The organism is Vescimonas coprocola (assembly GCF_018408575.1).
GTDB lineage: Bacteria > Bacillota > Clostridia > Oscillospirales > Oscillospiraceae > Vescimonas > Vescimonas coprocola.
In genome coordinates this window covers 567,921-593,599 of the sequence record NZ_AP023418.1, presented here as the reverse complement: position 1 = coordinate 593,599, position 25,679 = coordinate 567,921, and the positions used below count along the sequence as shown (strand labels likewise).

21 protein-coding genes, 1 other RNA gene and 1 riboswitch are annotated in these 25,679 nt (G+C 61.4%); of the genes, 11 read left to right on the top strand and 11 right to left on the bottom strand.

Going from position 1 to position 25,679, the window contains the following annotated elements; all coding sequences use genetic code 11:
- Window positions 1–15: 15 nt before the first annotated feature.
- Complete coding sequence (locus KJS28_RS02955; protein WP_213541669.1) at window positions 16–1,143, bottom strand: C40 family peptidase; 1,128 nt, start codon at window positions 1,141–1,143, stop codon at window positions 16–18.
- Window positions 1,144–1,164: 21 nt separating this feature from the next.
- Window positions 1,165–1,461: a hypothetical protein gene (locus KJS28_RS02950; protein ID WP_021857940.1), complete on the bottom strand. Its 297-nt coding sequence runs from the start codon at window positions 1,459–1,461 to the stop codon at window positions 1,165–1,167.
- Window positions 1,462–1,837: 376 nt separating this feature from the next.
- Here KJS28_RS02950 and KJS28_RS02945 point away from each other — a divergent pair, with 376 nt between their 5' ends.
- A complete protein-coding gene (locus KJS28_RS02945; protein ID WP_228298426.1) occupies window positions 1,838–2,347 on the top strand; it encodes a transcription repressor NadR in 510 nt (169 codons plus the stop codon).
- Window positions 2,348–2,504: 157 nt separating this feature from the next.
- Window positions 2,505–3,611, top strand: a complete 1,107-nt coding sequence (locus tag KJS28_RS02940) for a PTS sugar transporter subunit IIC (protein ID WP_213541668.1) — start codon at window positions 2,505–2,507, stop codon at window positions 3,609–3,611.
- Between the two features lie 58 nt (window positions 3,612–3,669).
- Here the strand turns inward: KJS28_RS02940 and alr are convergent, their stop codons facing one another.
- From alr to yqeC, 3 genes are all read right to left on the bottom strand, one after another.
- Complete coding sequence (gene alr, locus KJS28_RS02935; protein ID WP_213541667.1) at window positions 3,670–4,833, bottom strand: alanine racemase; 1,164 nt, start codon at window positions 4,831–4,833, stop codon at window positions 3,670–3,672.
- Between the two features lie 120 nt (window positions 4,834–4,953).
- On the bottom strand, window positions 4,954–6,321 hold the full coding sequence (locus tag KJS28_RS02930) for an alanine/glycine:cation symporter family protein (protein WP_213541666.1): 1,368 nt from the start codon (window positions 6,319–6,321) through the stop codon (window positions 4,954–4,956).
- Window positions 6,322–6,414: 93 nt separating this feature from the next.
- Window positions 6,415–6,506, bottom strand: a riboswitch (glycine riboswitch).
- Window positions 6,507–6,621: 115 nt separating this feature from the next.
- Entirely contained in the window at window positions 6,622–7,281 is a 660-nt protein-coding gene (gene yqeC, locus KJS28_RS02925) for a selenium cofactor biosynthesis protein YqeC (RefSeq protein WP_213541665.1), read from the bottom strand.
- A 324-nt stretch (window positions 7,282–7,605) separates the two neighbouring features.
- Here yqeC and nrdD point away from each other — a divergent pair, with 324 nt between their 5' ends.
- The 4 genes from nrdD (at window position 7,606) to rnpB (ending at window position 11,318) form a co-directional block, all read left to right on the top strand.
- On the top strand, window positions 7,606–9,804 hold the full coding sequence (gene nrdD, locus KJS28_RS02920; protein ID WP_213541664.1) for an anaerobic ribonucleoside-triphosphate reductase: 2,199 nt from the start codon (window positions 7,606–7,608) through the stop codon (window positions 9,802–9,804).
- A gap of 43 nt (window positions 9,805–9,847) precedes the next feature.
- A complete protein-coding gene (nrdG, locus tag KJS28_RS02915; RefSeq protein WP_213541663.1) occupies window positions 9,848–10,381 on the top strand; it encodes an anaerobic ribonucleoside-triphosphate reductase activating protein in 534 nt (177 codons plus the stop codon).
- 194 nt (window positions 10,382–10,575) lie between these two features.
- Complete coding sequence (locus KJS28_RS02910) at window positions 10,576–10,944, top strand: hypothetical protein (protein ID WP_213541662.1); 369 nt, start codon at window positions 10,576–10,578, stop codon at window positions 10,942–10,944.
- A 33-nt stretch (window positions 10,945–10,977) separates the two neighbouring features.
- Window positions 10,978–11,318: RNase P RNA component class A (gene rnpB / locus KJS28_RS02905), an RNA gene on the top strand.
- Between the two features lie 44 nt (window positions 11,319–11,362).
- On the opposite strand, the gene KJS28_RS02900 is transcribed toward rnpB, so the two are convergent.
- The 5 genes from KJS28_RS02900 to rsmA all read right to left on the bottom strand — a co-directional run bounded on the left by KJS28_RS02900 (window position 11,363) and on the right by rsmA (window position 15,905).
- A complete protein-coding gene (locus KJS28_RS02900; RefSeq protein WP_213541661.1) occupies window positions 11,363–12,700 on the bottom strand; it encodes an Orn/Lys/Arg family decarboxylase in 1,338 nt (445 codons plus the stop codon).
- Window positions 12,697–14,079 carry a thioether cross-link-forming SCIFF peptide maturase gene (scfB, locus tag KJS28_RS02895; RefSeq protein ID WP_213541660.1) on the bottom strand — a complete coding sequence of 461 codons (1,383 nt, stop codon included), beginning with the start codon at window positions 14,077–14,079 and terminating at the stop codon, window positions 12,697–12,699. Before scfB ends, KJS28_RS02900 begins: the two co-directional genes overlap by 4 nt.
- Before the next feature lie 76 nt (window positions 14,080–14,155).
- Window positions 14,156–14,305: a six-cysteine ranthipeptide SCIFF gene (gene scfA, locus KJS28_RS02890; protein WP_213541659.1), complete on the bottom strand. Its 150-nt coding sequence runs from the start codon at window positions 14,303–14,305 to the stop codon at window positions 14,156–14,158.
- A gap of 81 nt (window positions 14,306–14,386) precedes the next feature.
- The gene (locus KJS28_RS02885) at window positions 14,387–15,043 is read right to left on the bottom strand and encodes a YesL family protein (protein WP_213541658.1); all 657 of its coding nucleotides are present in this window, start codon (window positions 15,041–15,043) and stop codon (window positions 14,387–14,389) included.
- Window position 15,044: 1 nt separating this feature from the next.
- Window positions 15,045–15,905 carry a 16S rRNA (adenine(1518)-N(6)/adenine(1519)-N(6))-dimethyltransferase RsmA gene (gene rsmA / locus KJS28_RS02880; RefSeq protein ID WP_213541657.1) on the bottom strand — a complete coding sequence of 287 codons (861 nt, stop codon included), beginning with the start codon at window positions 15,903–15,905 and terminating at the stop codon, window positions 15,045–15,047.
- Between the two features lie 161 nt (window positions 15,906–16,066).
- On the opposite strand from rsmA, the gene tsaE reads away from it, so the two are divergent.
- From tsaE to ygfK, 5 genes are all read left to right on the top strand, one after another.
- Complete coding sequence (tsaE, locus tag KJS28_RS02875) at window positions 16,067–16,495, top strand: tRNA (adenosine(37)-N6)-threonylcarbamoyltransferase complex ATPase subunit type 1 TsaE (protein ID WP_213541656.1); 429 nt, start codon at window positions 16,067–16,069, stop codon at window positions 16,493–16,495.
- Window positions 16,492–17,205: a tRNA (adenosine(37)-N6)-threonylcarbamoyltransferase complex dimerization subunit type 1 TsaB gene (gene tsaB / locus KJS28_RS02870; protein ID WP_213541655.1), complete on the top strand. Its 714-nt coding sequence runs from the start codon at window positions 16,492–16,494 to the stop codon at window positions 17,203–17,205. Before tsaE ends, tsaB begins: the two co-directional genes overlap by 4 nt.
- Window positions 17,206–17,237: 32 nt before the next feature.
- The gene (gene upp / locus KJS28_RS02865) at window positions 17,238–17,879 is read left to right on the top strand and encodes a uracil phosphoribosyltransferase (protein WP_213541654.1); all 642 of its coding nucleotides are present in this window, start codon (window positions 17,238–17,240) and stop codon (window positions 17,877–17,879) included.
- Between the two features lie 289 nt (window positions 17,880–18,168).
- Window positions 18,169–19,512, top strand: coding sequence for a putative aminohydrolase SsnA (ssnA, locus tag KJS28_RS02860; RefSeq protein WP_213541653.1), 1,344 nt, complete (start codon window positions 18,169–18,171; stop codon window positions 19,510–19,512).
- A 39-nt stretch (window positions 19,513–19,551) separates the two neighbouring features.
- Entirely contained in the window at window positions 19,552–22,503 is a 2,952-nt protein-coding gene (ygfK, locus tag KJS28_RS02855; protein ID WP_213541652.1) for a putative selenate reductase subunit YgfK, read from the top strand.
- A 133-nt stretch (window positions 22,504–22,636) separates the two neighbouring features.
- On the opposite strand, the gene KJS28_RS02850 is transcribed toward ygfK, so the two are convergent.
- Window positions 22,637–25,528, bottom strand: coding sequence for a 5'-nucleotidase C-terminal domain-containing protein (locus KJS28_RS02850; protein ID WP_213541651.1), 2,892 nt, complete (start codon window positions 25,526–25,528; stop codon window positions 22,637–22,639).
- Window positions 25,529–25,679: the final 151 nt, after the last annotated feature.

Sequence of the window (25,679 nt, the reverse complement as noted above, 5' to 3'; positions counted from 1 at the left end):
TGTTCTCTTATCCCCTCAGAACAACCGCCGGCCCGTCAGGAAGTGACTGGCATAGTAGCTCTCGCTGAAGGATGTGATCTTCACACAGTTGAAGCGGGAATCGGAGGTGGCGTGGATGAACTGCCCGTCTCCGATGTAGATGCCGCAGTGGGAGGCGGCACTGGAGGAGAAATCCGCATCCTGAAAGAACACCAGATCCCCCGGCTGCAGTTCCCCGAAGCCCACCGCCATGCCGTAGCTCAGCTGATCCGTGGCCCCGTGGGGCAGATACACCCCGAACTGCTGATAGATGTACATGGTATAGCCGGAGCAGTCAAAGCCGCTGGGAGACGCCCCGCCATAGGCGTAAGGCACCCCCTGATAGGACAGGGCCAGCGCCACCAGATCCGACGCCGATCCGGAGACCGTTCCAGCGTTGCCGCCGCTGGGTAGGTCGTCGGAGCCGCCGGAAGAACCGCCATCGGAGGAGGTATCTCCCCTGAGCTGGGGCCGTGAGGCAGACAGCTCCAGATAGTCCCCGGAGACGTAGCCGCTCACCCCGTCGTAGTCTACATAAAACCAGCCGTTTTCAAACCGGGACACCGACACCCACGCCCCATTGGGGAGGGATGTCACCGTCCCATAGCCGGTACCGGCCCCGGAGCGCAGGTTCAGCGCATCCGCCGTCACCTGTCCGTAGCCGGTCAGGCCGGAGGTTCGCAGGTCCAGATATTCCCCGGAGAGATAGCCCTCGATGCCGTCGTAGCGCACCTGATACCAGCCGCCGCTCTTTCCCGTGACGGCCACCGTGGTGCCATAGTCCACCAGCGCCAGCGCCTCGGCGTCCCAATCGCCGCTGCGGCGGATGTAGAGGGCGTCAGTGGTGACAGCCGCCGCCAGCACGGAGGTATCCGTCGCCGGAAGGCTCTCCTCCTCCGCAGGCTCCGCTGTCACGTCTGCCGTCGGCTCCGCCGTCTGGGGGGCCGCCAGAGCCGCAGTCTCCGCCGCCTTCAGCTTCTCCAGCGCCTCTCTTGGCACCACCATGCCCAAGTGGACGGCGGGGGAAACCACATTCTCCGGCGGTGTGCGCTCCGTGGTGAAATGCACCGTACACAAAGCCGCCAGCAGGATCACCAGCGCCGCCAGCAGAAATTTTCGTGTCATGCTGGACACCCTTTCTCTCGCTTATTTCCCGGCCAGAGCCCGCTCCAGCCAGATGGAGCCCACGTCCATGGCTGCGTACAGGCTGTCCTTCTCGGACTTCTTCACCACCCGGTCACGGGACTTCAGGTCGGGATCCGTCAGCTGCAGCTGCACGGACACACGGGTGGCCACGTCCATGTCCTGCTCCTTCTTGGTGTCCAGGATCTGCAGCATAATGATGTACTTGTCCGCCATGCTGCCGTAGTAAATGATGTTGTCGATACGGCGCAGAGGGTGGTTTTTATAGATGAGACCCTCGGTCTTTTTGTTTTCAGCCATTTGAATAACTCCCTTCTTTAATAGAACCATACACTTGTAACCAAATTGTAACACACACCGCTCCCCTTGTCAATTCGCCCGCCGGGAAAAAGCCTGCCGCTTTTTGTCGTCGGTATCATTCCACGCCCTCCCGCCGCCAAATTTTTAGCATCCACATTAATTTTATCTCATATTAGTAAGGTTTCATGATCCCATTTTACAGCGATTTTCGCATACACAGCGCAGATAGTGAAATCCTTTCCGCCAAATCCCCCATAGTTTCGTCACGTTTTCGTCACATAACAGAAAACAACCTCTCTATACGCTAAAAAGTGCTTGCCAAAAAATGGCAGTTGGTGTATAATGACCAGAGATTTTCAAAAGAGGAGACCTTGCCATGTCTGCTATGACTGCTTCGGAGCGCCGCCAGCAAATCGCCCGGCTGCTTTCCGCATCCCAAGCACCTATCAGCGCCACGACCCTTTCTCAGGAGCTGGGCGTCAGCCGTCAGATCATCGTGGGGGATATCGCCCTGCTGCGTGCCGCCGGTCAGGAGATCACCGCCACCGCACGGGGCTATGTGATCCCCGCACAAAATGGCCTGCTGCGCCGCATCGCCTGTATACACTCTGCCGAGGAGACACGGGACGAGCTCGACGCCATGGTGGACTGCGGCTGTACCGTGGTGGACGTCATCGTGGAGCACCCGGTCTACGGGCAGCTTACCGCTCCCCTTCACCTGTCCAGCCGTCTGGACGTGGATCAGTTCATGAAGCGCATGGACGGGGCCGCCCCCCTGTCCCAGCTCACCGGCGGTGTGCATCTGCACACTCTCTCCTGCCCGGACGAGACCGCCTATGAGCATCTGCTGCAGCTTCTGCGCCAGCGGGGCTTTCTGGTGGAGTGACCACCGGCCCTAAAAGAACGACCATTTCCCCTTTTCCCGGCGGAGGCCCTCCCTCCGCCGGGAATTTTTCTGTTGACAAATGGAAAAGAGCCGCTATAATATTGGAAAGTGGTCATGTGTCAAGACACCAAAGTTTACCAATAAGAGAGGGACACTCATGAACAAATTCAAAGCATTTCTGGCCCGGAAGAACATCGCATTCTCCGCCAAGCGCTACTTTATCGACGCCATGGGAGCTATGGCGCAGGGTCTCTTCTGCACCCTGCTGGTGGGGACCATCCTCAACACTCTGGGGACGCAGCTGCACATCGGCTTCCTGACGGAGAGCATCGTCACCATCGGCAAGGGCGAGGGGGCCGTGGCCTACGCCATCGGCAGCCTGTGCTCCGCCATGGTGGGCCCCGGCATGGCGGTAGCCATCGGCCGGGCGCTGGAGGCCCCGCCGCTGGTGCTGTTCTCCCTGATCCCCGTGGGCTTCGCCACCAACTCCATGGGCGGAGCCGGCGGCCCGCTGGCGGCGCTGTTCGTCACCATTCTGGCCGCCGAGCTGGGTAAGGCCGTCAGTAAGGAGACTAAGATCGACATTCTGGTGACGCCCATCGTCACGGTGCTGGCGGGTATCGGCTTCGCCGCCCTCATTGCCGCCCCGGTGGGCAAGGCCGCCTCCGCCGTGGGACAGGCCATCATGTGGGCCACGGAGCTCCAGCCCTTCTTCATGGGCATCATCGTCTCCGTGGTCATCGGTGTGGCTTTGACGCTGCCCATCTCCTCTGCCGCCATCTGTCTGGCGCTGGGCCTGACGGGTCTGGCCGGCGGTGCTGCCGTAGCAGGCTGCTGCGCCCAGATGATCGGCTTCGCCGTCATGAGCTTCCCGGAGAACCGCTGGGGCGGTCTGGCGGCGCAGGGACTTGGCACCAGTATGCTGCAAATGGGCAACATCGTCCGCAATCCCCGTGTCTGGATCCCCCCCACGCTGGCCGCCGCCGTCACCGGTCCCATCGCCACCTGCGTCTTTGAGCTGCAAATGAACGGCCCCGCCGTGTCCAGCGGCATGGGCACCTGCGGGCTGGTGGGGCAGATCGGCGTATATACCGGCTGGGTCAGCGACGTGGCCGCCGGACTGAAGCCCGGCATCGGCGCCATGGACTGGCTGGGGCTGGCGCTGATCTCCTTCGTGTTGCCGGCGGTGCTGACGTGGCTGTTCGCCATGCCTCTGCGGAAGTGGGGCTGGATCAAGCCCGGCGACCTGAAGCTGGATCTGTAATCGTTTTCTCCGAAAAAGAGGGCTGTGGCAAATGCCACAGCCCTCTTTTACTATTTCGTCAAAACCGCAGCAGCAGCTCCCGTGCGATCTCCTGTCCCTGCCGCAGATAGATGCGGGGTACCCGCTTGCTGACGGCGCAGGTCAGCTCATAGGGGATGGTCCCCGCCTGCTCCGCCATATCGTTGACGGAGTTGTCCGGCCCGAAGATCTCCACCTCGTCCCCCACGTCCACGCTGGGCCGATCCGTCAGATCGATCATGCACATATCCATGCAGATGCGTCCCCGCTGAGGGGCAGGCCCCTCAGCCGTCATCATCTGCCACCGGTCGGACAGGCACCGGAAAAATCCGTCGGCGTAGCCGTAAGGCACCACGCCCATGCGGGTGGTGCGGTCCGTGACGAACCGCCGCCCATAGCTGACGGAGGTCCCCGGCTCATAGACCTTGATGGTGCTGACGGTGGTTTTCAGGGTCATCACCGGCCGCAGGCCCAGCTGCCCGGCAAATTCACCGCAGCCATACAGCAGCAGCCCCGGCCGCACCATGTCCAGATACGTCTCCGGCCACCGGGCCACCGCCCCGGTGTTGGCGCAGTGCCGCAGGGGGAACCTCCGTCCCAGCCGCTGCTCCACCGCCCCGATGACCCGGCAGAACAGGTCGAACTGCTCCCGTGTATAGGCGTCGCTCTCTGTATCCGCCTCATCGGACACAGCGAAATGGGTGAAGATACCCTCCGCCTCCAGTCCCGGCAGGGTGCAGGCAGCACAGATGCCCGCCACCCCTGTCTCAAAGTGATCGCCTCCGCACAGGAAGCCCAGCCGGGACATCCCGGTGTCCACCTTGATGTGGATCTTCAGCGTGCCGCCGCAGCGCACCGCCTCGGCGCTGTACTCCAGTGCCTTGGCTTCGCAGGTCACCGCCTGCGTGATGTGGTAGCGCAGCAGCTCCTCCACCCGCTCCGGCGGTGTGTGGCCCAGAATCAGGATGGGCATGGTGATGCCCCCGGCCCGCAGCTCCATGGCCTCGTCCAGACTGGACACCGCCAGATAGTCCGCCCCCAGCTCCTCCAGCACTCGGGACACCTGCACCGACCCGTGGCCGTAAGCATCCGCTTTCACCACGCCCACGAACCTTGTCCCCGTCCGCCGCCGCAGTGTTTGATAATTATGCGCCAGCGCATCCAGATCGATCTCCGCCCAGGTGCGCCTCAGTGTGGATTCCATGTTCGTTCCTCCTCTGCCCCGCAGGGCCAGATATCTTGCCTCTCATGATACTACATCCCGCCGGAAAAGTCTATGGGCGGAACACCGAAAAGCGGGGACGGTCTCCCGTCTCCGCCGCCGTTACTTCCTCCGGCAGGCCGCTGCCACCAGTCCGCCCAGCGTCACCAGCGCCAGTACGTTGGGCAGCACCATCAGCTGGTTGAATAGATCCGCCAGCTCCCATACCAAGTCGTTGGACAGGCACGAGCCCAGAAAGATGAACCCGATGGCCAGCACCGAATACACCCCCACGGCCTTCTCCCCCAGCAGCCACGATACGTTGAGCCGCCCGAAGAAGTTCCAGCTGAGGATGGTGGAAAAGGCGAAGAACAGCAGGCACACCGCCACGAACATACTGCCTGCCCGGCTGCCCAGCACCGTGCCGAAGGCCAGCTGCGCCATGTTGGCCTTGCTGACGCCCTCCGCTGTCCCGGCGGAGAGGATGCCGTTTCCGGCATATAAAGTGGAGATCACCACCAGCGCCGTCATGGTCAGCACCACGAAGGTATCGATGAACACACCCGTCATGGCCACCACGCCCTGTTCGTGGGGATGCTTCACCTTGGCCATGGCGTGGGCATGAGGTGTGGAGCCCATGCCCGCCTCATTGGAGAACAGCCCCCGCTTGACCCCCTGACTGACGGCCATTTTCAGGGCATAGCCCAAGCTGCCGCCGATGATGGCGTTGGGGACGAAGGCGTAGCGGAAGATCATCCCCACCGCCTCCGGCAGGTACCGGACCCGGCACACCAGCACCACAAGTCCCCCCAGCAGGTACAGCGCCGCCATGACCGGCACCAGCTTCTCCGTGACCCCGGCAATGCGCTGGATGCCTCCCAGAAACACCACCACCGCCAGCACCGCCACCGCGATGCCCACCGCCCACGACGGCACACCGAAGGCGGCAGCGCAGGTCTCCCCGATGGAATTGGACTGCACCATGCACCCCATGAAGCCCAGCGCCAGAATCAGCGCCACGGCGAAAAAGCCCGCTAAAAACGTACCGAATCTCCCCGGAAAGGCCCGCTTGATGTAGTATACCGGCCCGCCGCTGACGCTGCCGTCCTCGGCCACCCGGCGGGTCTCCTGCGCCAGCACCGCCTCGGCGTAGATGGTGGCCATGCCGAAAAAGGCGATGATCCACATCCAGAAGATGGCCCCCGGCCCGCCCAGCAGGATGGCACCGCAGGCGCCAATGATGTTGCCGGTACCCACCTGAGCGGCGATGGCGGTGGTCAGGGCCTGAAAGGAGGACAGGCCCCCCTTCTGCCTGCCGCCCTGCATATTGAACTCCCCGAACACCGCCCGCATCCCCTCACCGAAGCACCGTACCTGCACAAATCGGGTGCGGACGGAGAAATACAGACCCGTACCGATGAGCAGGAACACCAGAATATAATCCGACAGATAAAAGTTGATGCGCTGTACCACCTGCAATACCGCTTCCATAATGTGTCTCCTCCCTGCCCCTCTGCGAAAAAAGGAGCCGCCGGCCTGTGCCAGCGACTCCGGAGAAACCACCGCTCGCCGCCCTGCGGGCGGCCCGGTCGCTCTGTCCTTTTGCCTGAGAGATTCGGCCCGCGGGCCTTGCACCTTCGGCACTCACTGTCGTGAGTTTCTCCAGAGTCCCCTCCCCGGCCAGTTTCCTTGGATTCTGTCCGTTTCTTGGGGGCATATGTTTTTGTTGGAGGTACTATACCACAGATGGCCGGCGGATACAAGCCCTATCTGCAAAAATTTTTCCCGTCATCACTTCAGTCGCTGCCACCGGCCCTCCCGCAGGGTCCCTGCCGTTACGGGACAGTCCAGCACCGCTGCCAGCCGCCGGGCCAGCGGCCACTCCTCCGCCCGGTCCACCTGATTCAGAAACACCCGGTCGTGGAGGCCCTCCAGACGCACCACACGGGCCGCCAGCTCCGGCGTTACCTCCTGATCCTCCGTGGCGCCCGCCAGCCGGGCATACAGCTCCGGCCGATGGGCCATGCGACTGATGGGCTTGCCGAAGCCGTCAGCCCCCATCACCAGGACCGTTGCCTGCCGTTCCTCCGGCAGCACCGGCTCCCAGTCGGTATGGGCCTTGAAGGGCCGCCCCGCCGAGCCGTCCGCCTCCACCAGCACGAAATCCGCCATGGTCTCCCAGTTATCTATGGCCGGGGCCGTCAGCTTCCCCTGTTCCGTAGGCGTCCCGGTACAAGCGATGCCCCGGCGGCGCAGCTCCTCCCGCAGCGTCCCCTCCTCCGTGCAGACCCTCAGGTGCGCCGGGGGCCATATCTTGGTGGTGGTACACACCAGCACCGTCCCCTGCTGCCGCAGCTCCGACGCCAGATGATACATCAGCGTGGTCTTGCCGCCGCCGCCGATAAGCGCCGTCAGTCCCGGCCCGATCTCCAGCAGTTCCCGCAGTTCCATCCCGTGATCCGCCCCTTTCGTATCCGTTTTTCCCAATATACCACACTTTCCTGAAAAAAACGAGGCCCCTTCTGTGAAAATCCTCCCGCTTCCCCGGCGTTTTTCCGCAGGATCACTATATTTTGTGCTTTCTTTTCTCTGTAATATCCCTTATCTTGTGTCGATTGTGAAGTATTGACAAATTTCTCTCTGGATTTTTGGTGCTGGTTTTCGTCTATATTTTGGCTCTCCCCCTTGCATCACCACCATATATAGTGTATGATATCAGTGTTCGCATTCATAGCCGCCCTGTGGCGACTTTTCATACGGCAAGGAGGAGAAAGAATGAAAATCATCAAGCGCAACGGCTCCGAGGTGGCCTTTGACATCACCAAGATCATTGTGGCCATCACCAAGGCCAACGAGGACGTGGACGAGGCCGACCGCATGACCCCGGTGCAGATCCGCCGCATCGCTGAGTCCGTGGAGCTGCAATGTCAGAAAATGAACCGTGCCGCCACCGTGGAGGAAATTCAGGACATGGTGGAGCACCACATCATGGCCCATGGGGCCTTTGAGGTGGCCAAGCACTACATCACCTACCGCTACACCCGCTCTCTGGTGCGCCGCTCCAACACCACCGACGACAAGATTCTCTCCCTCATCGAGTGCAACAACGAGGAGGCCAAGCAGGAGAACTCCAATAAGAACCCGGTGGTGAACTCCACCCAGCGGGACTACATGGCCGGCGAGGTGAGCCGTGACATCACCAACCGCCTGCTGCTGCCCCGTGAGATCGTGGAGGCCCACGAGGAGGGCATCATCCACTTCCACGACACGGATTATTATGCCCAGCATATGCACAACTGCGATCTGGTGAATCTGGAGGATATGCTGCAAAACGGCACCGTCATCACCGGTACCCTCATCGAGCGGCCCCACAGCTTCGCCACCGCCTGCAACATCGCCACCCAGATCGTGGCCCAGGTGGCCAGCAACCAGTATGGCGGCCAGTCCATCAGCCTGACCCATCTGGCCCCCTTCGTGGAGGTCAGCCGCCAGAAGATCCGCAAGATCGTTCAGGCGGAGATGGACTCCATCGGCTTTGACCCCGGTGAGGAGAAGATCCACGAGCTGGTGGAGACCCGCCTGCGGGAGGAGATCCGCCGTGGCGTACAGACCATCCAGTATCAGGTGGTGACGCTGCTGACCACTAACGGACAGGCCCCCTTCATCACCGTGTTCATGTACCTCAACGAGGCCCACGACGAGCGGGAGAAGAAGGATCTTGCCATGATCGTGGAGGAGATGCTCCTCCAGCGGTATCAGGGCGTCAAGAATGAGCAGGGCGTGTGGGTCACTCCCGCCTTCCCCAAGCTGATCTATGTGCTGGAGGAGGACAACATCCACGAGGACACCCCCTATTGGTATCTGACGGAGCTGGCGGCCAAATGTACCGCCCGGCGCATGGTGCCGGACTACATCTCCGAGAAGAAGATGAAGGAGCTCAAGGGTGACGTGTATACCTGCATGGGCTGCCGCTCCTTCCTGACCCCCGACCGCTTCACCGACGCCGGGGTGGGCAACATCGCCAACGCCGGGAATTACGAGCCCGGCAAGCACAAATACTACGGTCGGTTCAATCAGGGTGTGGTGACCATCAATCTTCCGGACGTGGCCCTGTCCTCCGGCGGCAACATTGAGAAATTCTGGAAGATCTTCGACGAGCGGCTGGAGCTGTGCCACCGTGCGCTGCGCTGCCGCCACGAGCGCCTGAAGGGTACCACCTCCGACGCCGCCCCCATCCTGTGGCAGTACGGTGCTCTGGCCCGTCTGAAAAAGGGCGAGGTCATCGACAAGCTGCTCTACGGCGGCTACTCCACCATTTCGTTGGGCTATGCAGGCCTGTATGAGTGCGTCAAGTTCATGACCGGCAAGAGCCACACCGACCCCTCCGCCACCCCCTTTGCCCTGTCCATCATGCAGCGGATGAACGACAAGTGCAAGGAGTGGAAGAACGCCGAGGATATTGACTACTCCCTCTACGGCACGCCGCTGGAGTCCACCACCTACAAGTTCGCCAAGTGCCTGCAAAAGCGCTTCGGCGTCATCGAGGGCATCACCGACAAGGGCTACATCACCAACAGCTACCACGTCCACGTCACCGAACCCATTGACGCCTTCACCAAGCTGGAGTTCGAGGCCCAGTTCCAGCACCTGTCCCCCGGCGGCGCCATCAGCTATGTGGAGGTGCCGGATATGCAGAACAACATCCCCGCCGTGCTGGAGGTCATGAAGTTCATCTATGACCACATCATCTACGCCGAGCTGAACACCAAGAGCGACTATTGTCAGGTCTGCGGCTGGGACGGCGAGATCAGCGTGGTGGAGGAGGACGGCAAGCTCATCTGGAAATGCCCCCAGTGCGGCAACACCGATCAGGATAAGATGAACGTGGCCCGCCGCACCTGTGGCTACATCGGCACCCAGTTCTGGAATCAGGGCCGCACGCAGGAGATCAAGGATCGGGTCCTGCACCTGTAAGCCCCCATTTCCCCGCAATATCTTACCGAAAAGAGACCATGTCATGTACTACGGAGCCCTGAAAAAATGTGATATTGCCAACGGAGCCGGAGTGCGGGTGACGCTGTTCGTCTCCGGCTGCACCAACCACTGCCCCGACTGCTTCCAGCCCCAGACCTGGGACTTCCGCTACGGCCGGCCCTTCACCCACGAGACGGAGACGGAGATCTTCCGTGAGCTGGACAAGCCCTTCGTCAATGGCCTGACGGTGCTGGGTGGCGAGCCCTTCGAGCCTCGGAACCAGCGGGACCTGCTGCCCTTCCTGCGGGAGGTCCGCCGCCGCTATCCCCGGAAGAATGTCTGGTGCTTCACCGGTTTCCGACTGGAGGACGAGTTGCTGCAGGATGGCTCCTATCCCCGCTGCGAGGTGACAGACGACCTCCTGCACTGCATTGATATTCTGGTAGACGGCCGCTTCCTCCGGGAGGAAAAGGACATCTCCCTCCAGTTCCGTGGCAGCCGCAACCAGCGCATCATCGATCTGCCCCGAACCCTCTCCTCCGACCGCATTGTCCTCTGGGATCAGCTGCGCCGATAGCCCCTCTCCACACATCCCTTATATCTCCTCCTGAAGGGGGTGGCCTTCTACCAGAGGCCGCCCCCTTATTTTATACTCTGTATATAATTTTCTATATTTTCCACAAAGTTTTTTAATATATTTCACTTTTTATGTTGCGCATTGTCTATTCCTATGCTACAATGATATCATCAACTAAAGAAAGGACAATGGCTATGAAAAAGTGCATCAACATATTGCTGTATGCCGCCTTCTTTGGCATCTTAGCAGCGCAGAGACCCATACAGGAATACTCCACGATACACTTCAACATATACCCTATTGCGACTTACTACATATTGTCCGTGATTTTGGGCACACTGATCCTTCTGATCCGTCCCAAATTGGTGTCTCCGAATCTCCCGCTCCCGGACCTGCTGCTGCAAATCGCTTTTATCGTGGTCACAACTGCACTGTTTATCTGGAAGTTCGGCTCGATTCGTTTCCTCGTACTGGCTCTGCTGACGGAGGATGTCTATACCCTCATCGCCCTGCTGGTCCGCAAGCGCCGCCGCACCCCGCCGGAGGAGCCCATCTCCGGTTGACTTTTTCGGCGCCATCCTGTACAATAGACCCTGCGAGTAGGCCAGACAGTTGCGGGGACAAGGCGAAAGCCTGTTCATGAGGAAAGTCCGGGCTCCACAGGGCAAGGATAACGGGTAACGCCCGCCGAAGGCGACTTCAGGAAAAGTGCAACAGAGATATACCGCCTCTTCGGAGGTAAGGGTGGAAAGGCGAGGTAAGAGCTCACCCATCGGCTCGAGAGTGTCCGATGCTGTAAACTCTATCCGGAGCAACACCGCTATGGGAGCAATAGGGCGGCCCGTCCGCTCCCGAGGTGGCTGAAGCGCACCGGCAACGATGCGCTTAGATAGATGACTGTCAAATACAGAACCCGGCTTACAGACCTGCTCGCATAGATATGGAACCCCACAGCGTAATACGCCGTGGGGTTCCTTTTTCTTATTCCGTCAGTACAGCGCACCGGTGAAAGTCGTAATAGCGCAACACCTCCACCGCCGCCGCATCTATCCGCTGGCCGCACAGCACCACCGGCACCGCCGGGGGACAGCCCAGTACTCCTGCAGCGGAGATACGGCCGCAGCACGCCGCCAGCGGCACCTCCTCCCATGGGGAGAGCATGGCCTCATGGGGCGTCACCGCCTGTTCCAGCCGAGGCATGGGGGGCGGCCCCTGCCGGATGGCTGCCCTTCGGGGCAGCGCCGTCAGCGCCTTCTCCAGCCGCCACAGATCTGACGGGTCGTTCTGGGGCGATACCATCAGCACCACATGATCCGGGTCGTAAAACTCCGGGTAGATGCCGTCTCTCTCCAGTGCCGCCGCCACCTCCGAGCCGGTGTAGCCGTACCCTTTGGGACACAGCGTCACCTTCAGCGGCTCGCCGGAGAGAAGCTCCCATCCCTGCGCCGCCAGCCGACGACGCAGACTCTCCAGCTGCGGCAGCAGCGCTTGCAGCTTCTCCGGATAGTCCGCCAACAGCTCGTTGGCAGCGTCCAGCGACTGCAAGATCAGATACGACGGGCTGCTGGAGCCCCACAGCCCCATGGACGCCTTGGCCTGCCGGTGCAGCAGCTCCGGGGCCTGATGGGCGATGTGCAGATACGCCCCGCCCGTGACCACCGGCAGCGTCTTATGGGCGGAGTCGCAGCACAGGTCTGCTCCCAGATCCATGGGATGCCGGGAGGGGGACAGGAATTTCAGATATGCCCCGTGGGCATTGTCCACCGCCAGCAGCACCCCAGCCCGGCGGCACACCGTCGCCAACGCCGCCACATCCGGCAGCTCCCCCAGATAGTCCGGGCAGGTGAGATACACCGCCGTCACCGGCTCCCGGCTGCAAGCCAGCTCCCGCTCCAGCTGCTCCGGGGTCACGGCCCCGCTGTAATAGGTCTCTCCCGCTGCCGGACAGAGCCAGCGCACCGGCACGTCCAGCAGAGCGGCGGCATTGACGAATGCCTTGTGGGCATTGCGTCCCGCCAGCAGCAGGGGCCTCTGCCCCCGACTGCGTGCATATACCGCCAGCAGCTGCACCATGGCCTGGATGCACAGGGTGGAGCCTCCGGTGGCGTACAGGGTGTGTGCTCCAAAGATGGCTCCGGCGTTCTCCTCGCTCCGGGCGATAATGCCCTCCGGGTGAAACAGATCGTCAGCGCCGTCTATCTCCGTGATGTCCAGTGCCTCGAAGCCCAGCGGGCCGCAGCCCTTGTGGCCGGGCATATGCAGCCGCACGGCCCCGCCGCCGGCGTAGCGGCGGACGAAATCGCAGATAGGGGTACTCATTCCGTCCCCAGCTCACGGGCCACCGCCACGGCGATGGCACACTCCATGCGCTTGCGGAACAGATCGCAGCCGTCGGCGTATACGCCCCGGACGGAGCCGGTGGCATGATAGGCGTTGGCAGCGCAGCCTCCGGAGCAATAGAGCCGTGCCCAGCAGTCCCGGCACTCCTCCCGTGCATACACGTTGCACCCGGCAAACTCCGCCTGCACGGCATGGTTCTCCACCCCGTCCCAGATATTGCCAAGCTTGAATTTCTCGTCGCCCACGAACTGGTGACAGGGGTACAGGTCGCCCCAAGGAGTCACGGCCATGTACTCCGTACCGGAGCCGCAGCCGGAGATGCGCTTATAAATACAGGGGCCGCCCTTGAGGTCGATCATGTAATGGTAGAAGGTGAAGGGCCGTCCCTCCTTGTCCCGCTGCAGCATCAGTCGGGCCAGCTCCTCATACTGCTGCATGACGATTTCCTTGTCCGCCTCCGTCAGGGCCGCCGGATCACCGGGGGCAGCCACCACCGGCTCCATGCTCAGCTCCGTGAAGCCCAGATCCAGCATGGTCTGGATGTCCTTCAAAAAGTCGGGGTTTGCATGGGTGAAGGTCCCCCGCATATAGTAGTTCTTCCCCTGCCGGGCCTGCACCAGCTTCTGGAACTTGGGAACGATCTTCTCCCAGCTGCCGTTTCCTGCATAGTCCACCCGGTAGCGGTCATGGACCTCCTTGCGGCCGTCCAGACTCAGCACCACATTGCTCATCTCCCGGTTGGCGAAGTCGATGACGTCGTCGTCGATGAGCACCCCATTGGTGGTCAGGGTAAAGCGGAAGTGCTTGCCCCGCTCCTTCTCCACGCTGCGTGCATAGGCCACCAGCCGCTTCACCACGTCGAAATTCATCAGCGGCTCACCGCCGAAGAAGTCTACCTCCAGATTGTGCCGGGTACCGGAATGATCCATGAGGAAGTCCAGCGCCTGCTTGCCCACCTCATAGCTCATCAGCGCCCGGTCGCCGTGGTACTTGCCCTGACTGGCGAAGCAGTAGGAGCAGTTGAGGTTGCAGGTGTGGGCCACATGGAGGCACAATGCCTTGATGACTCCGGAGGTACGGGCCTTCAGCTCCCCGGCCATGGGGGCGAAGGTGTCCTCGGTGAAAAGCTTCCCCGCATCCTTCAGCGCCAGCAGCTGATCGTAGCACTCCTCCAGCTCCGGCCGGGTCACATCCTCCCGATCCCGGTACTTCTCCGCCAGCGCTTCCACCAGCGTCTCCCGCTCCTGCGTCTCGAACCCGGCGATCATGTCATAGGCCACCTCGTCCACGGCGTGGACGGAGCCGGAGCACACATCCAGCACCACGCACAGGTCACCCAGCTTATATTGATGTATCATCCTGTTTCCTACCTTTATATTTGATCTCTACGCCAAAAATGCCGCCCGGCAAGGGCGGCACCATGGTTTTCACAACTCAGTCGTTGTTCTTCTTCTCGCAAGCCTGATTGGCAATACCGCAGCTGGTCTTGCAGGCAGACTGGCAGGAGGTCTGGCACTCGCCGCAGCCGCCGTTCTTGGCGCTCTGGCAGAGGTCACGGGTCTCAATGGTCTGAATGTGCTTCATAGCTGTACCCTCCGTACATTACAAAATTTATCACAGTTTACCATACCTGACGCCGCTTGTCAAGCCGTCAGCTCCCGCCGGTCAGGACGCATCCGTCCCGTCCTTCTTCGGGTCATCCTTGGGCTGCTCCAGCCGCCGGAACACCGGCCGCAGCAGCAGAGCCGTCACATAGCTGAGACTGCTGTACCCGATCAGCAGCCACACAAGGCTCAGATACAGCCGCAGCCACGGGAACACCAGACACGCCCCCACCGGCACCGCCCAGATCAGCCAGATCAGCAGCATCCGTGGCAGGTTCCCCACCCCCACCAGCATGGCATTTTTCATGTGGCTGCGCCACGTGTTCTGATACCGGGCCATCAGGGGAAACACAAACGTCAGCTCCACTGCCGCCAGCTGCAAGGCGAATACCGCCAGCAGCTTCCACAAAAACCGATCGTTCAGAACGGCGAAGTACAGATCAAAGCCGCACAGAACCAGCACCGCCAGCATGGGCAGCCATACCAGCAGGGCACACTTGAAGTTCTCCCGCCATGCGGCGAAAAATTTTCTCGCCGTGTGGCTGTCCTCCCCCTGTATCACTTTCCCCAGCACCTGATACAGCGCCGCTGTGGAGGGGCCTATGGTCACCACCGGCAGAGAGCACAACACCCACAGCACATTCAGCACCACCAGCGTCCACACCCGCTCCATGCCACGGGAGAAGGCGCTGTTGGGATCAAACAACGAGCGAAACATCTCACCCCTCCTTTTCCGCCGCCAGCGCATCCGCCAGCCGGGCATATTCCGCCAGCCCCAGCCGCTCTCCCCGCACAGAGGGATCCAGCCCGCAGGCAGCGACGATCTCCGTCAGCCGCTCCTTGGGCAGGGGGAAGGCCGTCTGCAAGGAGTTCACCAATGTCTTGCGCCGCAGGGCAAAGCCCGCCCGGACGGTGCGGAACAGCATCTCCCTGGAGCACACCTCCACCGGCGGAGCCTTGCGGCTGCGGCAGTGGATCACCGCCGAGGTGACCTTGGGGGCCGGCAGGAAGCAGGTGTTGGAAACGGTGAACAGCAGCTCCGGCTGGGTATAGTACTGCATCAGCAGGGTAAAGGCCCCGTAGTCCGCCGTACCGGGGGCAGCGCAGATGCGCTGGGCCACCTCCTTCTGGATCAGCACCGTCAGACTGTCGAAGCACTGGGCCTCCACGCAGGCGGTAAGGAAAGGTGTGGTGATGTTATAGGGCAGATTGGCACACAGAATGGGCCGTAGACCGGAAAACTGCTCTTTCACCGTCTGCCGTAGGGGCAGCTTCATGGCATCCCCCTCCAGCAGGGTGAAGTTGTCAAAGTCCGCCATAGTCTCCCGCAGCACGGGATAGAGCCGACGATCCAGCTCCACGGAGACTACCTTCCCCGCCCGCCGGGCCAGCTGCTGGGTCAGGGGGCCGATGCCGGGACCGATCTCCAGCACGCCGGTCTGTCGGTCGGCGCCGCTGGCGGCGGCGATATCCTCCGGCACCCAGCTTTCAATGAGGAAGTTCTGCCCCATGGATTTGGAAAAACGGAAGCCGTGACGCCGCAGCAGCTCCTGTATCTCATTGCGGTCACACAGGTTCATGGGCCGCCCTCCCTTCGTATGGTTGCATATCATGTATCAGTATAGCACAGGAGCGTAAAAAGGTAAAGCCTACATTCCCCCTACCCTTGGGCAAGTTTGCCCTTTTCATCCGTGGGGATGTGTGCTATAATAAGTCGATTTCAGGATAGGAGGCGATGGACATGGAGCATCTCACCCACAGCGCCGCCGAGACGGAGGCGCTGGGCTGTCGGCTGGGCTGCGCCCTGGCCCCCGGCACCGTCATCGCCTACCGTGGCGGGCTGGGCATGGGCAAGACCGCCTTCACCCGTGGTCTGGCCCGTGGGCTGGATTGCCGGGACCGGGTCACCAGCCCCACCTTCACCATCGTCAACGAGTATCAGGGGCGCATCCCCCTGTTCCACTTCGATATGTACCGCCTGCCGGATGCCGACGCTCTCTTTGATATCGGGTGGGAGGACTATCTGGACCGGGGCGGCGTGTGCGCCGTGGAGTGGAGTGAGAACGTGGCCGAGGCCCTGCCGGAGGACACCGTGTGGGTGGACATCCGCCGGCTGGAGGGCGAGGACAACGGACGGTGCATCACCATAACGGGGGTGACGGGATTTTGAAAATACTGGCTCTGGAAACCTCTGCCAAAAGCGTATCCGCTGCCGTGACCGACGGCGGCGTGGTGCGGGCCTATACTTATCAGAACACCGGCCTCACCCACAGCCGTACCCTGATGCCGCTGGTGGACGCCATGCTGCGGGAGAGCGAGCAGTCGCTGTCGGACATGGACCTGCTGGCAGTGGCGGCGGGGCCGGGAAGCTTCACCGGCCTGCGGATCGGGGTATCGACCCTGAAGGGGCTGGCCTGGGCGGCGGACAAGCCCTGCTGCGGTGTGTCCACGCTGGAGGCCATGGCCCAGAACCTGCGGCACATGGATGGCCTCATCGTCTGTTCCATGGACGCCCGGCGCAGTCAGGTCTATAACGCCGTATTCGCCGCCGAAGGCGGACAGCTCACCCGGCTGACCCCCGACCGGGCCATCGCCCTGTCCCAGCTGGCGGAGGAGCTGCAAAACGATCCCCGGCCCAAGCTGGTGGTGGGGGACGGCGCCGCTCTGTGCAGCGGCTTTCTCTCCGAGGCGGGCATCCCCTGCCGCATGGCCCCGGCCCAGCTGGTGATGCAGAACGCCGTGGGCGTGGCGTTGGCGGCGGAGGAGATGGCCGCCCGTGGCGAAACGGTATCCGCCCGTGATCTGGTTCCGGTCTACCTGCGGCTGAGTCAGGCGGAGCGGGAGCGGCTGGCCAAGGGCCTGAAGATCACTTTGGACTGATTCAAAAATTTTTATATGCGGAGGACAAGACTATGAGCAATCAGTTTCCCACCCTGCACATTGTGGACCATCCCCTGGTGCAGCACAAGCTGTCGGTGATGCGTGACAAGAACACCAGCGTGAAGGACTTCCGGGCACTGGTGGGCGAGATCGCCATGCTGCTGACCTACGAGGCCACCCGTGACCTGCCCATGACCACCCGGACCATCGAGACCCCCATCTGCTCCTACGAGGCGCCTGTGCTGGCAGGCAAGAAGCTGGCCATCGTCCCCATCCTGCGGGCCGGACTGGGCTTTGAGGACGGCATCCTGACGCTGGTTCCCTCCGCCCGTGTGGCCCACATCGGCATGTACCGGGATGAGGAGACGCTGGAGCCCCACTTCTACTTCCTGAAGTACCCCAAGGACATCGCCGGCCGTGACGTGCTGATCGTGGATCCCATGCTGGCCACCGGCGGCAGCGCCGACATGGCCATCACCAAGATGAAGGAGCTGGGCTGCAAGAACATCAAGCTGATGATCCTGGTGGCAGCCCCGGAGGGCGTGAAATTCATCTATGAGCGCCACCCCGATGTGGACATCTACTGCGCTGCGCTGGACGACCACCTGAACGAGAACGGCTACATCGTCCCCGGTCTGGGCGACGCCGGCGACCGCATCTTCGGCACCAAGTAAACCCCGCAGCAAAACTGAAAGCTTTTTCAGCAATTCTCTCTTTTCTATCCGAAATATCCGCAGACATTCCATGCCTGCGGATATTTTTCGGCATTTCCATGGAATTTGCTGTTGCATTTTGCGCCGTTTTCGGGTAGAATGAGTGTGACAATTCAGATTGGTAGCTGTAAGGAAGTGTCTCGCACACGGGCTGCAACTATCACTCGGCGGTTGCTTGAGTGTTTCAGATCTCTCCGGGGATTTGGAGCATTTTTTGTTACCCGGAAACATTATAAAAGGAGGAAACATCATGAATCTGGTCATCAACGGCAGACTCATCACCCGTGACACGGAGGGCAAGGGCTATTACGAGCATGGTGCCGTGGCCTACGAGGGCAGCAAGATCGTGGAGGTAGGTGAGGAGAGCGCCCTACGTCAGAAGTACCCCGACGCCCACTGCATCGATGCCAAGGGCGGCGTCATCATGCCCGCCCTCATCAACGCCCACACCCACATCTACTCCGCTCTGGCGAGAGGTCTGTCCATCGTGGGCAACAATCCCACCAACTTCTATGAGGTACTGGACGGTACATGGTGGGCCATCGACCGCAAGCTGATGATGGACGGCACACGGGCCAGCGCCACGGCTCTGTACATGGACTCCATCAAGCAGGGTGTCACCACCATCTTCGACCACCACGCCTCCTATGGCGAGATTCCCGGCACCCTCCACACCATCGCCGAGGAGTCCAAGCGTCTGGGCCTGCGCTCCTGTCTGTGCTATGAGGTCTCCGACCGGGACGGCGAGGAGAAGTGCCTGCAGGCCATTCAGGAGAACGCCGACTTTATCACCGAGTGTGAGAAGAACAAGGACCCCATGCTGGCGGCCATGTTCGGCGGCCACGCCCTGTTCACCATCAGCGACAAGACCTTCGACCGGATGGTGGCCGCCAACAACGGCCGCACCGGCTACCACATCCATGTATCTGAGGGCATGAACGATGTGTATGATTCCCTGCAGAACTACGGCCGCCGCCCCATCCAGCGGCTGCAGGACCACGGTATTCTGGGGGACAAGACCATTCTGGGCCATTGCATCCACGTCAACACCGCCGAGATGGAGATCATCCAGCACACCAACACCATGGTGGTGAATAACCCGGAGAGCAACATGGGCAACGCCATCGGCATCTGCCCGGTGATCCAGCTGCACAAGCGGGGCATCCTGCTGGGCATGGGTACCGATGCCTATACCAACGATATGCTGGAGTCCATCAAGGTGGCCCTGTGCTCCCAGCGGAGCCAGAACTGCCTGCCCAACGTGGGCTGGTGCGAGGTGACGGATATGCTGTTCCGCAACAACGCCAAAATCGGTGAGAAGTACTTCCCCACCACGCTGGGCGTGCTGAAGGCCGGCGCAGCGGCGGACATTATCGTCATGGACTATAAGCCCTTCACCCCCTTCTCCGACGAGAACATCGACGGCCACATGATCTTCGGCATGACCGGCCGCCAGTGCCAGACCACCATCGCAGGCGGCAAGGTGCTGATGCAGGACCGTGTGCTGGTGGGCATCGACGAGGAGGCAGAGAACGCCCACATTCTGGAAGCCGCCAAAAAGCTGTGGGGTGACCTGAACCACAGAACGTATTGATATCCCATCATCCCCATATCACAATAAGGAGGAATCCCCATGTCTGAAAAAATGTATCCCATCCCCTTCCGCTCTCTTATGAACTGGGTGGTCACCGAATACGCCGACTGCGGCGAGATCTTCGGCATCCACAAGGCCTATCGCGCCTCCGGCAAGAGTCTGCCCATCTTCGGTGAGCGCATCGAAACTCCCTTCGGCCCCGCCGCCGGCCCCAACAGCCAGCTGGCTCAGAACATCATCGCCGCCTATGTGGCCGGCGCACGGTTCTTCGAGGTCAAGACCGTCCAGAAGATGGACGGCGCCGATCTGGCCGCCTGCGTCCCCCGCCCTTGCATTCTGGCCAACGACGAGGGCTACAATCAGGAGTGGTCCACGGAGCTGACGGTGCCGCAGGCCATGGACGAGTACATCAAGGCCTGGTGCGCCCTGAAGGTTCTCAGCAAGGTCTACGATCTGGGCGATCCCGACGGCTTCGTGTTCAATATGTCCGTAGGCTACGATCTGGAGGGCATCAAGGGCGAGAAGGTGAACACCTACATCGACGGCATGATGGACGCCCGCCGTACCGCCATCTTCGGTGAGTGCAAGGCGGTTCTGAAGGAGCTGTTCCCGGCGGAGAGCGACTTCATCGACGCCATCTCCCCCCGTGTCTCCGGCAGCGTCACCGTCTCTACCCTCCACGGATGTCCTCCCGATGAGATCGAGCGCATTGCCAGCTATCTCATCTCCGAAAAGCACCTGCACACCTTCGTCAAATGCAACCCCACCATTCTGGGCTACGAGACTGCCCGGCGGACGCTGGACGCCATGGGCTATGACTACATCGTCTTTGACGAGCACCACTTCAACGAGGATCTCCAGTGGGCGGACGCCGTTCCCATGTTCCAGCGGCTCCAGAAGCTGGCGGACAGCTGCGGTCTGGAGTTCGGCCTGAAGCTCTCCAACACCTTCCCGGTGGACACCACCCGTGGTGAACTGCCCAACAACGAGATGTATATGTCCGGCCGGAGCCTGTTCCCCCTGACCATCGAGATGTGCCACCGCATCTCCCGGCAGTTCGGCGGCAGGATGCGGATCTCCTTCGCCGGCGGCGCCGAGTACTTCAACTGCGACAAGCTGTTTGCCGCTGGTATCTGGCCCATCACCGTGGCCACCACCATCCTCAAGCCCGGCGGCTACAACCGCCTGCTGCAAATGGTGGAGAAGGTGGAGGCTCTGCCCTACCGCCCCTTCTCCGGCACGGACACACAGGCCATCTGTGACCTGTCCACCGCCAGCCACACGGACTTCCACCACGTCAAGCCCATCAAGCCCCTGCCCAGCCGCAAGAGCGACAAGCAGGTGCCTTGGCTGGACTGCTTCATGGCTCCCTGCAAGGGCGGCTGTCCCATCGAGCAGGATATCCCCGAATATGTGGAGCTGGTCCGCAAGGGCCTGTACGGCCCGGCCCTGAAGCTCATCACCGAGAAGAACCCCCTGCCCTTCCTCACCGGCACCATCTGCGCCCACCGGTGCCAGACCAAGTGCTCCCGGAATTTCTACGACGAGTCCGTCCGTATCCGAGATACCAAGCTGGTGGCGGCGGAGCGTGGCTATGAGGCCCTGATGGCCTCCATCCGCCATCCCGCCAAGGTGGCGGGCAAGAAGGCCGCCATCATCGGCGGCGGCCCCACCGGCATCGCCGCCGCCTATTTCCTGGGCCGTGCCGGTGTCGAGACCACCATTTTCGAGCGGGAGCAGTGTCTGGGCGGTGTCCCCCGCCACGTGATCCCCGCCTTCCGCATCACCAACGAGGCCATCCAGAAGGACATCGCCCTGATGGAGAAGTACGGCGTGGAGGTCCGCTGCGGCGCTCCCGCCCCCTCCGTGGCGGAGCTGAAGGCCATGGGCTACACCCATATCCTCTATGCCGTGGGCGCATGGAAGCCCGGCCGGCTGGGCATCCCCGGCGATGTGGCCGGCGCCATCCAGTGGATGAAGGGCGTCAAGGCCGGGAACATCTCCGTGGGCGGCAATGTGGCCGTGGTGGGCGCCGGCAATACCGCCATGGATGCGGCCCGTCTGGCCAAGCGCAGCGGCGCCCAGCACGTCACCATCGTCTATCGCCGCACCAGGAAGTATATGCCCGCCGACGAGCATGAGTTGGCGCTGGCGCTGGCGGACGGTGTGGTCTTTGCCGAGCTGTGCGCCCCGGTGGAGCAGAAGGATGGCGTGCTGCGCTGCGAGAAGATGAAGCTGGGCGAGGCGGATGCCTCCGGCCGCCGCAGCCCCGTGGCCACCGGTGAATATGTGGACATCCCCTGCGATCTGGTGATCTCCGCCGTGGGCGAGCAGGTGGACAGCGACCTCCTGACCTCCAACGGCGTGGAGGTGGACGGCAAGGGCCGCCCCGCCTTCCGAACCAATGTGGAGGGCGTGTACGCCGCCGGTGACGCCCGCCGTGGCCCCGCTACGGTGGTGGAGGGCATTGCCGACGCCGCACAGTTCGCCGAGGCAGTCATCGGCGCTCCCCATACCTACGATATCCCCCAGCAGGCCTACATCACCAAGGCCGACGCCATCGCCAAGAAGGGTATCCTGCGGATGAGCGGCTGCACCGCCTGCGAGGGTGAGCGCTGCCTCCAGTGCTCCACCGCCTGCGAAAACTGTGCCGACTCCTGCCCCAACCGGGCCAACGTGGTCATTGCCATGGCCGACGGCAGCCACCAGATCCTGCACGTGGACAAGATGTGCAACGAGTGCGGCAACTGCACCCAGTTCTGCCCCTACCACTCCGAGCCCTGCCACGATAAGTTCACCCTCTTCCAGACAGCGGAGGATATGGCGGATTCCCACAACGCCGGTGTCCTGTTCCTGGGCGGCGACCGGGTGAAGGTGCGTACCTTCGGGGAGCCCAAGGAGTACGACCTCTCCGGCAGCAACGACCTGCCTGCGGAGCTGGAAAAGCTCATCGTCACCGTCCGTGACCGGTACAGCTATCTGTTTGCGTAAGTAGCCATAGTAGAAGGGAGCCGCCTTTAGGCGGCTCCCTTTTATACGGTACGAAGGAGTACAAAAAAAGCGTTCCGGAGCCAAAGGCTCCGGAACGCTTTTTCAAAAGGGGAATATGATCTGCGGAAAGAACTTAGAACTGCTCCTTCTTCTTAGCCACCAGCACCCCACCGGCCAGAGCCATCACGCCCAGACCCAGATACACCACGATACCGGCGTCACCGGTAGCGGGCTTGGAGGGTGTCACAGGCTCCACGGGGGCCACGTAGCCCAGATTCACCATCAGATCGGTGATCTCGGCGTCGGTAAGACCGATGGCCTTCATGTAGTCCTTAGCGCCCTTCTGCAGGTCGGCCTTGGACAGATCCTCCACGCCGAAGGCGTTCTGGAGGGTCTTGATGATGTTGCTGTTGGCAATGGCGTTGTACTTGTCCGTACCGGGCTCCACGCCGTAGTAGTTGTAGTAGGTGACCATGTAGTCCGCCACCACCTCGTCATAGGTAGCGCCCATCAGGCACTCCAGCAGAGCGGAGACGAAACCGGCACGGTCCTTGCCCTCGGTGCAGTGGACATAGTAGGTACCCTTGTTGGCGGCGAAGAACCGCAGGCCCTCGGCCAGACCCTTCTGGAACTCCGGAGCGGAGAAGTCCACGCCCAGATTCAGATAGATCACCTTCTGGCCGGAGTAGTAGGTATCAGCGAAGCCCTCATAGGCCTCGGCCTCCTCCTGACTGTTGGCAAGGTTCATGATGACGTTCACGCCCGCCTGCTTCAGAGCGGCATCCACATAGGTGTTGCGGCCCAGCTCCGGGTTGATGGGGGAGGAGCCACGGTACAGCACATCCTTGCCCATGCCGGTGGTGGCGATGTTGCGGAAGTTGCCGAACTCGGCGTCGGACAGGTTGGGATAATCGGCACGGTCATTGGTGCGCTGCAGGTCGTGCATGATGTACTCGGCCATGTAGCCGCCCTTCTCCGCCATCTTGAAGGTGACCTCCACGGGATAGGTCACACCCTCCCAAGCGGTCCAGTACCACGTCTTATCCTCATTGGTGTGCTTCTTGGCCAGCTCATAGGTCTCGGCAAAGTTACCCATGTTGATAGCCATGGAGACGTAGCCGGTAGGCTTACCGTCGGCGTCCTTCTCCACGATGATGGCGGGCTTGCCGGAATCCACATAGGAATAGGTAGGCACCACCGGCAGGGTCAGGGTCTTATCCAGGAACTTGACCGTCACCAGATCGCCCCAGGCAAAGCCCAGCTTGCCCATGAAGTCCTTGGCCTTGCAGTCGGTGTAGACGTTGCCGTACTTGGTCATCCAGACGTTGGCGTCCAGACCGCCGATGGTGATCTTGCCGTCATCCGTCTTCTCCGGCGGGATGATGGTCATGCGGCCCTGAGGCTCGCCGTACCGGGCCTTGGTGACGGTGCCGCCCAGTTCATCGGTGATGTAGTCCATGACCACGGTGTCCAGCGACAGACCGCTCTCGATCTGGCTGCTGGCAGCGGCGAAGGCGTAGTAGATGTCGCCGCCGGCGGCCAGGAAGTCGTTGGTGATGACAGCGTAGGTGGCATCCTTATCAAAGGGCTTGCCGTTGATGCTCTCGATGGTCACACGGTTGATGCTCTTGGGACCATAGTAGGTGGAGCCGGGATAGGTGGTGTCGTTCTTGTCGTAATCCTTGGTGCAGTCCACCGTCAGCTTCATGCCGGCGGTCTGGGGGAAGCCGCCCAAGGACACAGGAGTGCAGAAGGTAGCAGCCTCCAACGCCTCCAGCAGCTCGGCGCCGGTGACATTCACCACCGTCAGCGTATTGCCGAAGGGCAGAACGGTGAACACGTCCTTCTTGGTGATGTCGCCGGCCTTGATGGCGGCACGGATGCCGCCGCCGTTGGTGATGGCCACAGCGTTCTCCATGTTGATGCTGGGCATCCGGGTCTTAACGGCCCACATCATGGCGTCGGTAATAAGGTCGCCCATGTTGGTCTCCTCGGTGCGGTTGCCGGGCTCCTTGTCGCCGTTGAGCTCCACCTCGGTCTTGGCGAACACCTTGCCGTACTCGGCATCCACCTCACCGATGATCTTGTCGGCGATGGCCTTGACGGAGGCATCCTCCTTGGTGTAGGTGCTCAGGTCGATGAGACCGTTGCTCTCCACGCTCTTGGTGGCGTTATCAATGACGAAAGCGCCCACATACGCAAGACCCGTACCGGTAGACTGGATCATGCCGTTGTCCTTGTTGGCGGTCATCACGGTGTGGGAGTGGCCGTCGATGACGATGTCCACACCGGGGACGTTCTTCACGAAATCGATGGAGCGGTTGGGTTCGGAGGACGCATCTACGCCCAGATGAGTCAGAGCGATGACGATATCGGCGTTGCCCTCCTCACGGGCGACCTTGATCACGGCGTTGGCGGCGTCATACAGCTTCTGGCCGGACAGGAAGGTCAGGCCCTTCATCAGAGCGGGGTTGGCCTTGGTCTGAGTCTCCGGAGTGGCCACACCCATCACGGTGAGGTTAAAGAGGGGGTTGTCGTCAGCGTCCGTAACGGGAGCGGTAGCGCCGGGAGCGAAGATGGGCTCACCCTCGTCGTCCACCAGATTGACGCAGGTCACCAGGAAGTCGGCGGCGCTGTAGCTGAGATTCGCCTTCAGCTGGGGGAAGCCGTAGTCAAACTCGTGGTTGCCCAGCGTCACGGCGTCGTAGCCCACGGCATTCATCAGCTCCACGGCGGTAGCGCCCTTGCTGAGGCTGACGTAGGTAGAGCCTTGGCTGAAGTCACCGGCATCCAGCAGCACCACAGCGCTGGCGCCCCGGTCGTAGCACTCGTTTTTCAGTGCCGCAACCTTGGCGTATTTGTCAATAGCGCCATGTACGTCGTTGGTGTGCAGAATGACCGTCTTGCCCTTCAGAGAAGCTGGCAGCTGATACCCAGCCGCCGGCTTCTCTTCTGCCCAGGTGGCCGGCACCAACAGAGTCAGTGTCATCACCAGGGACAGGAGCAATGCTAATACTTTCCGCATGGTTCTTTCCTCCTTTATTTTTTGGAACGCCCGTGGCATCCCATAATACGTCTCTATCATACATGATTTTGCACAGGAATACAAGTCCGATCTGTGTTTTTTTGTGTAAAAGTACGATAAAATCTCTCTGTACGAGCCATACAAAAATCCC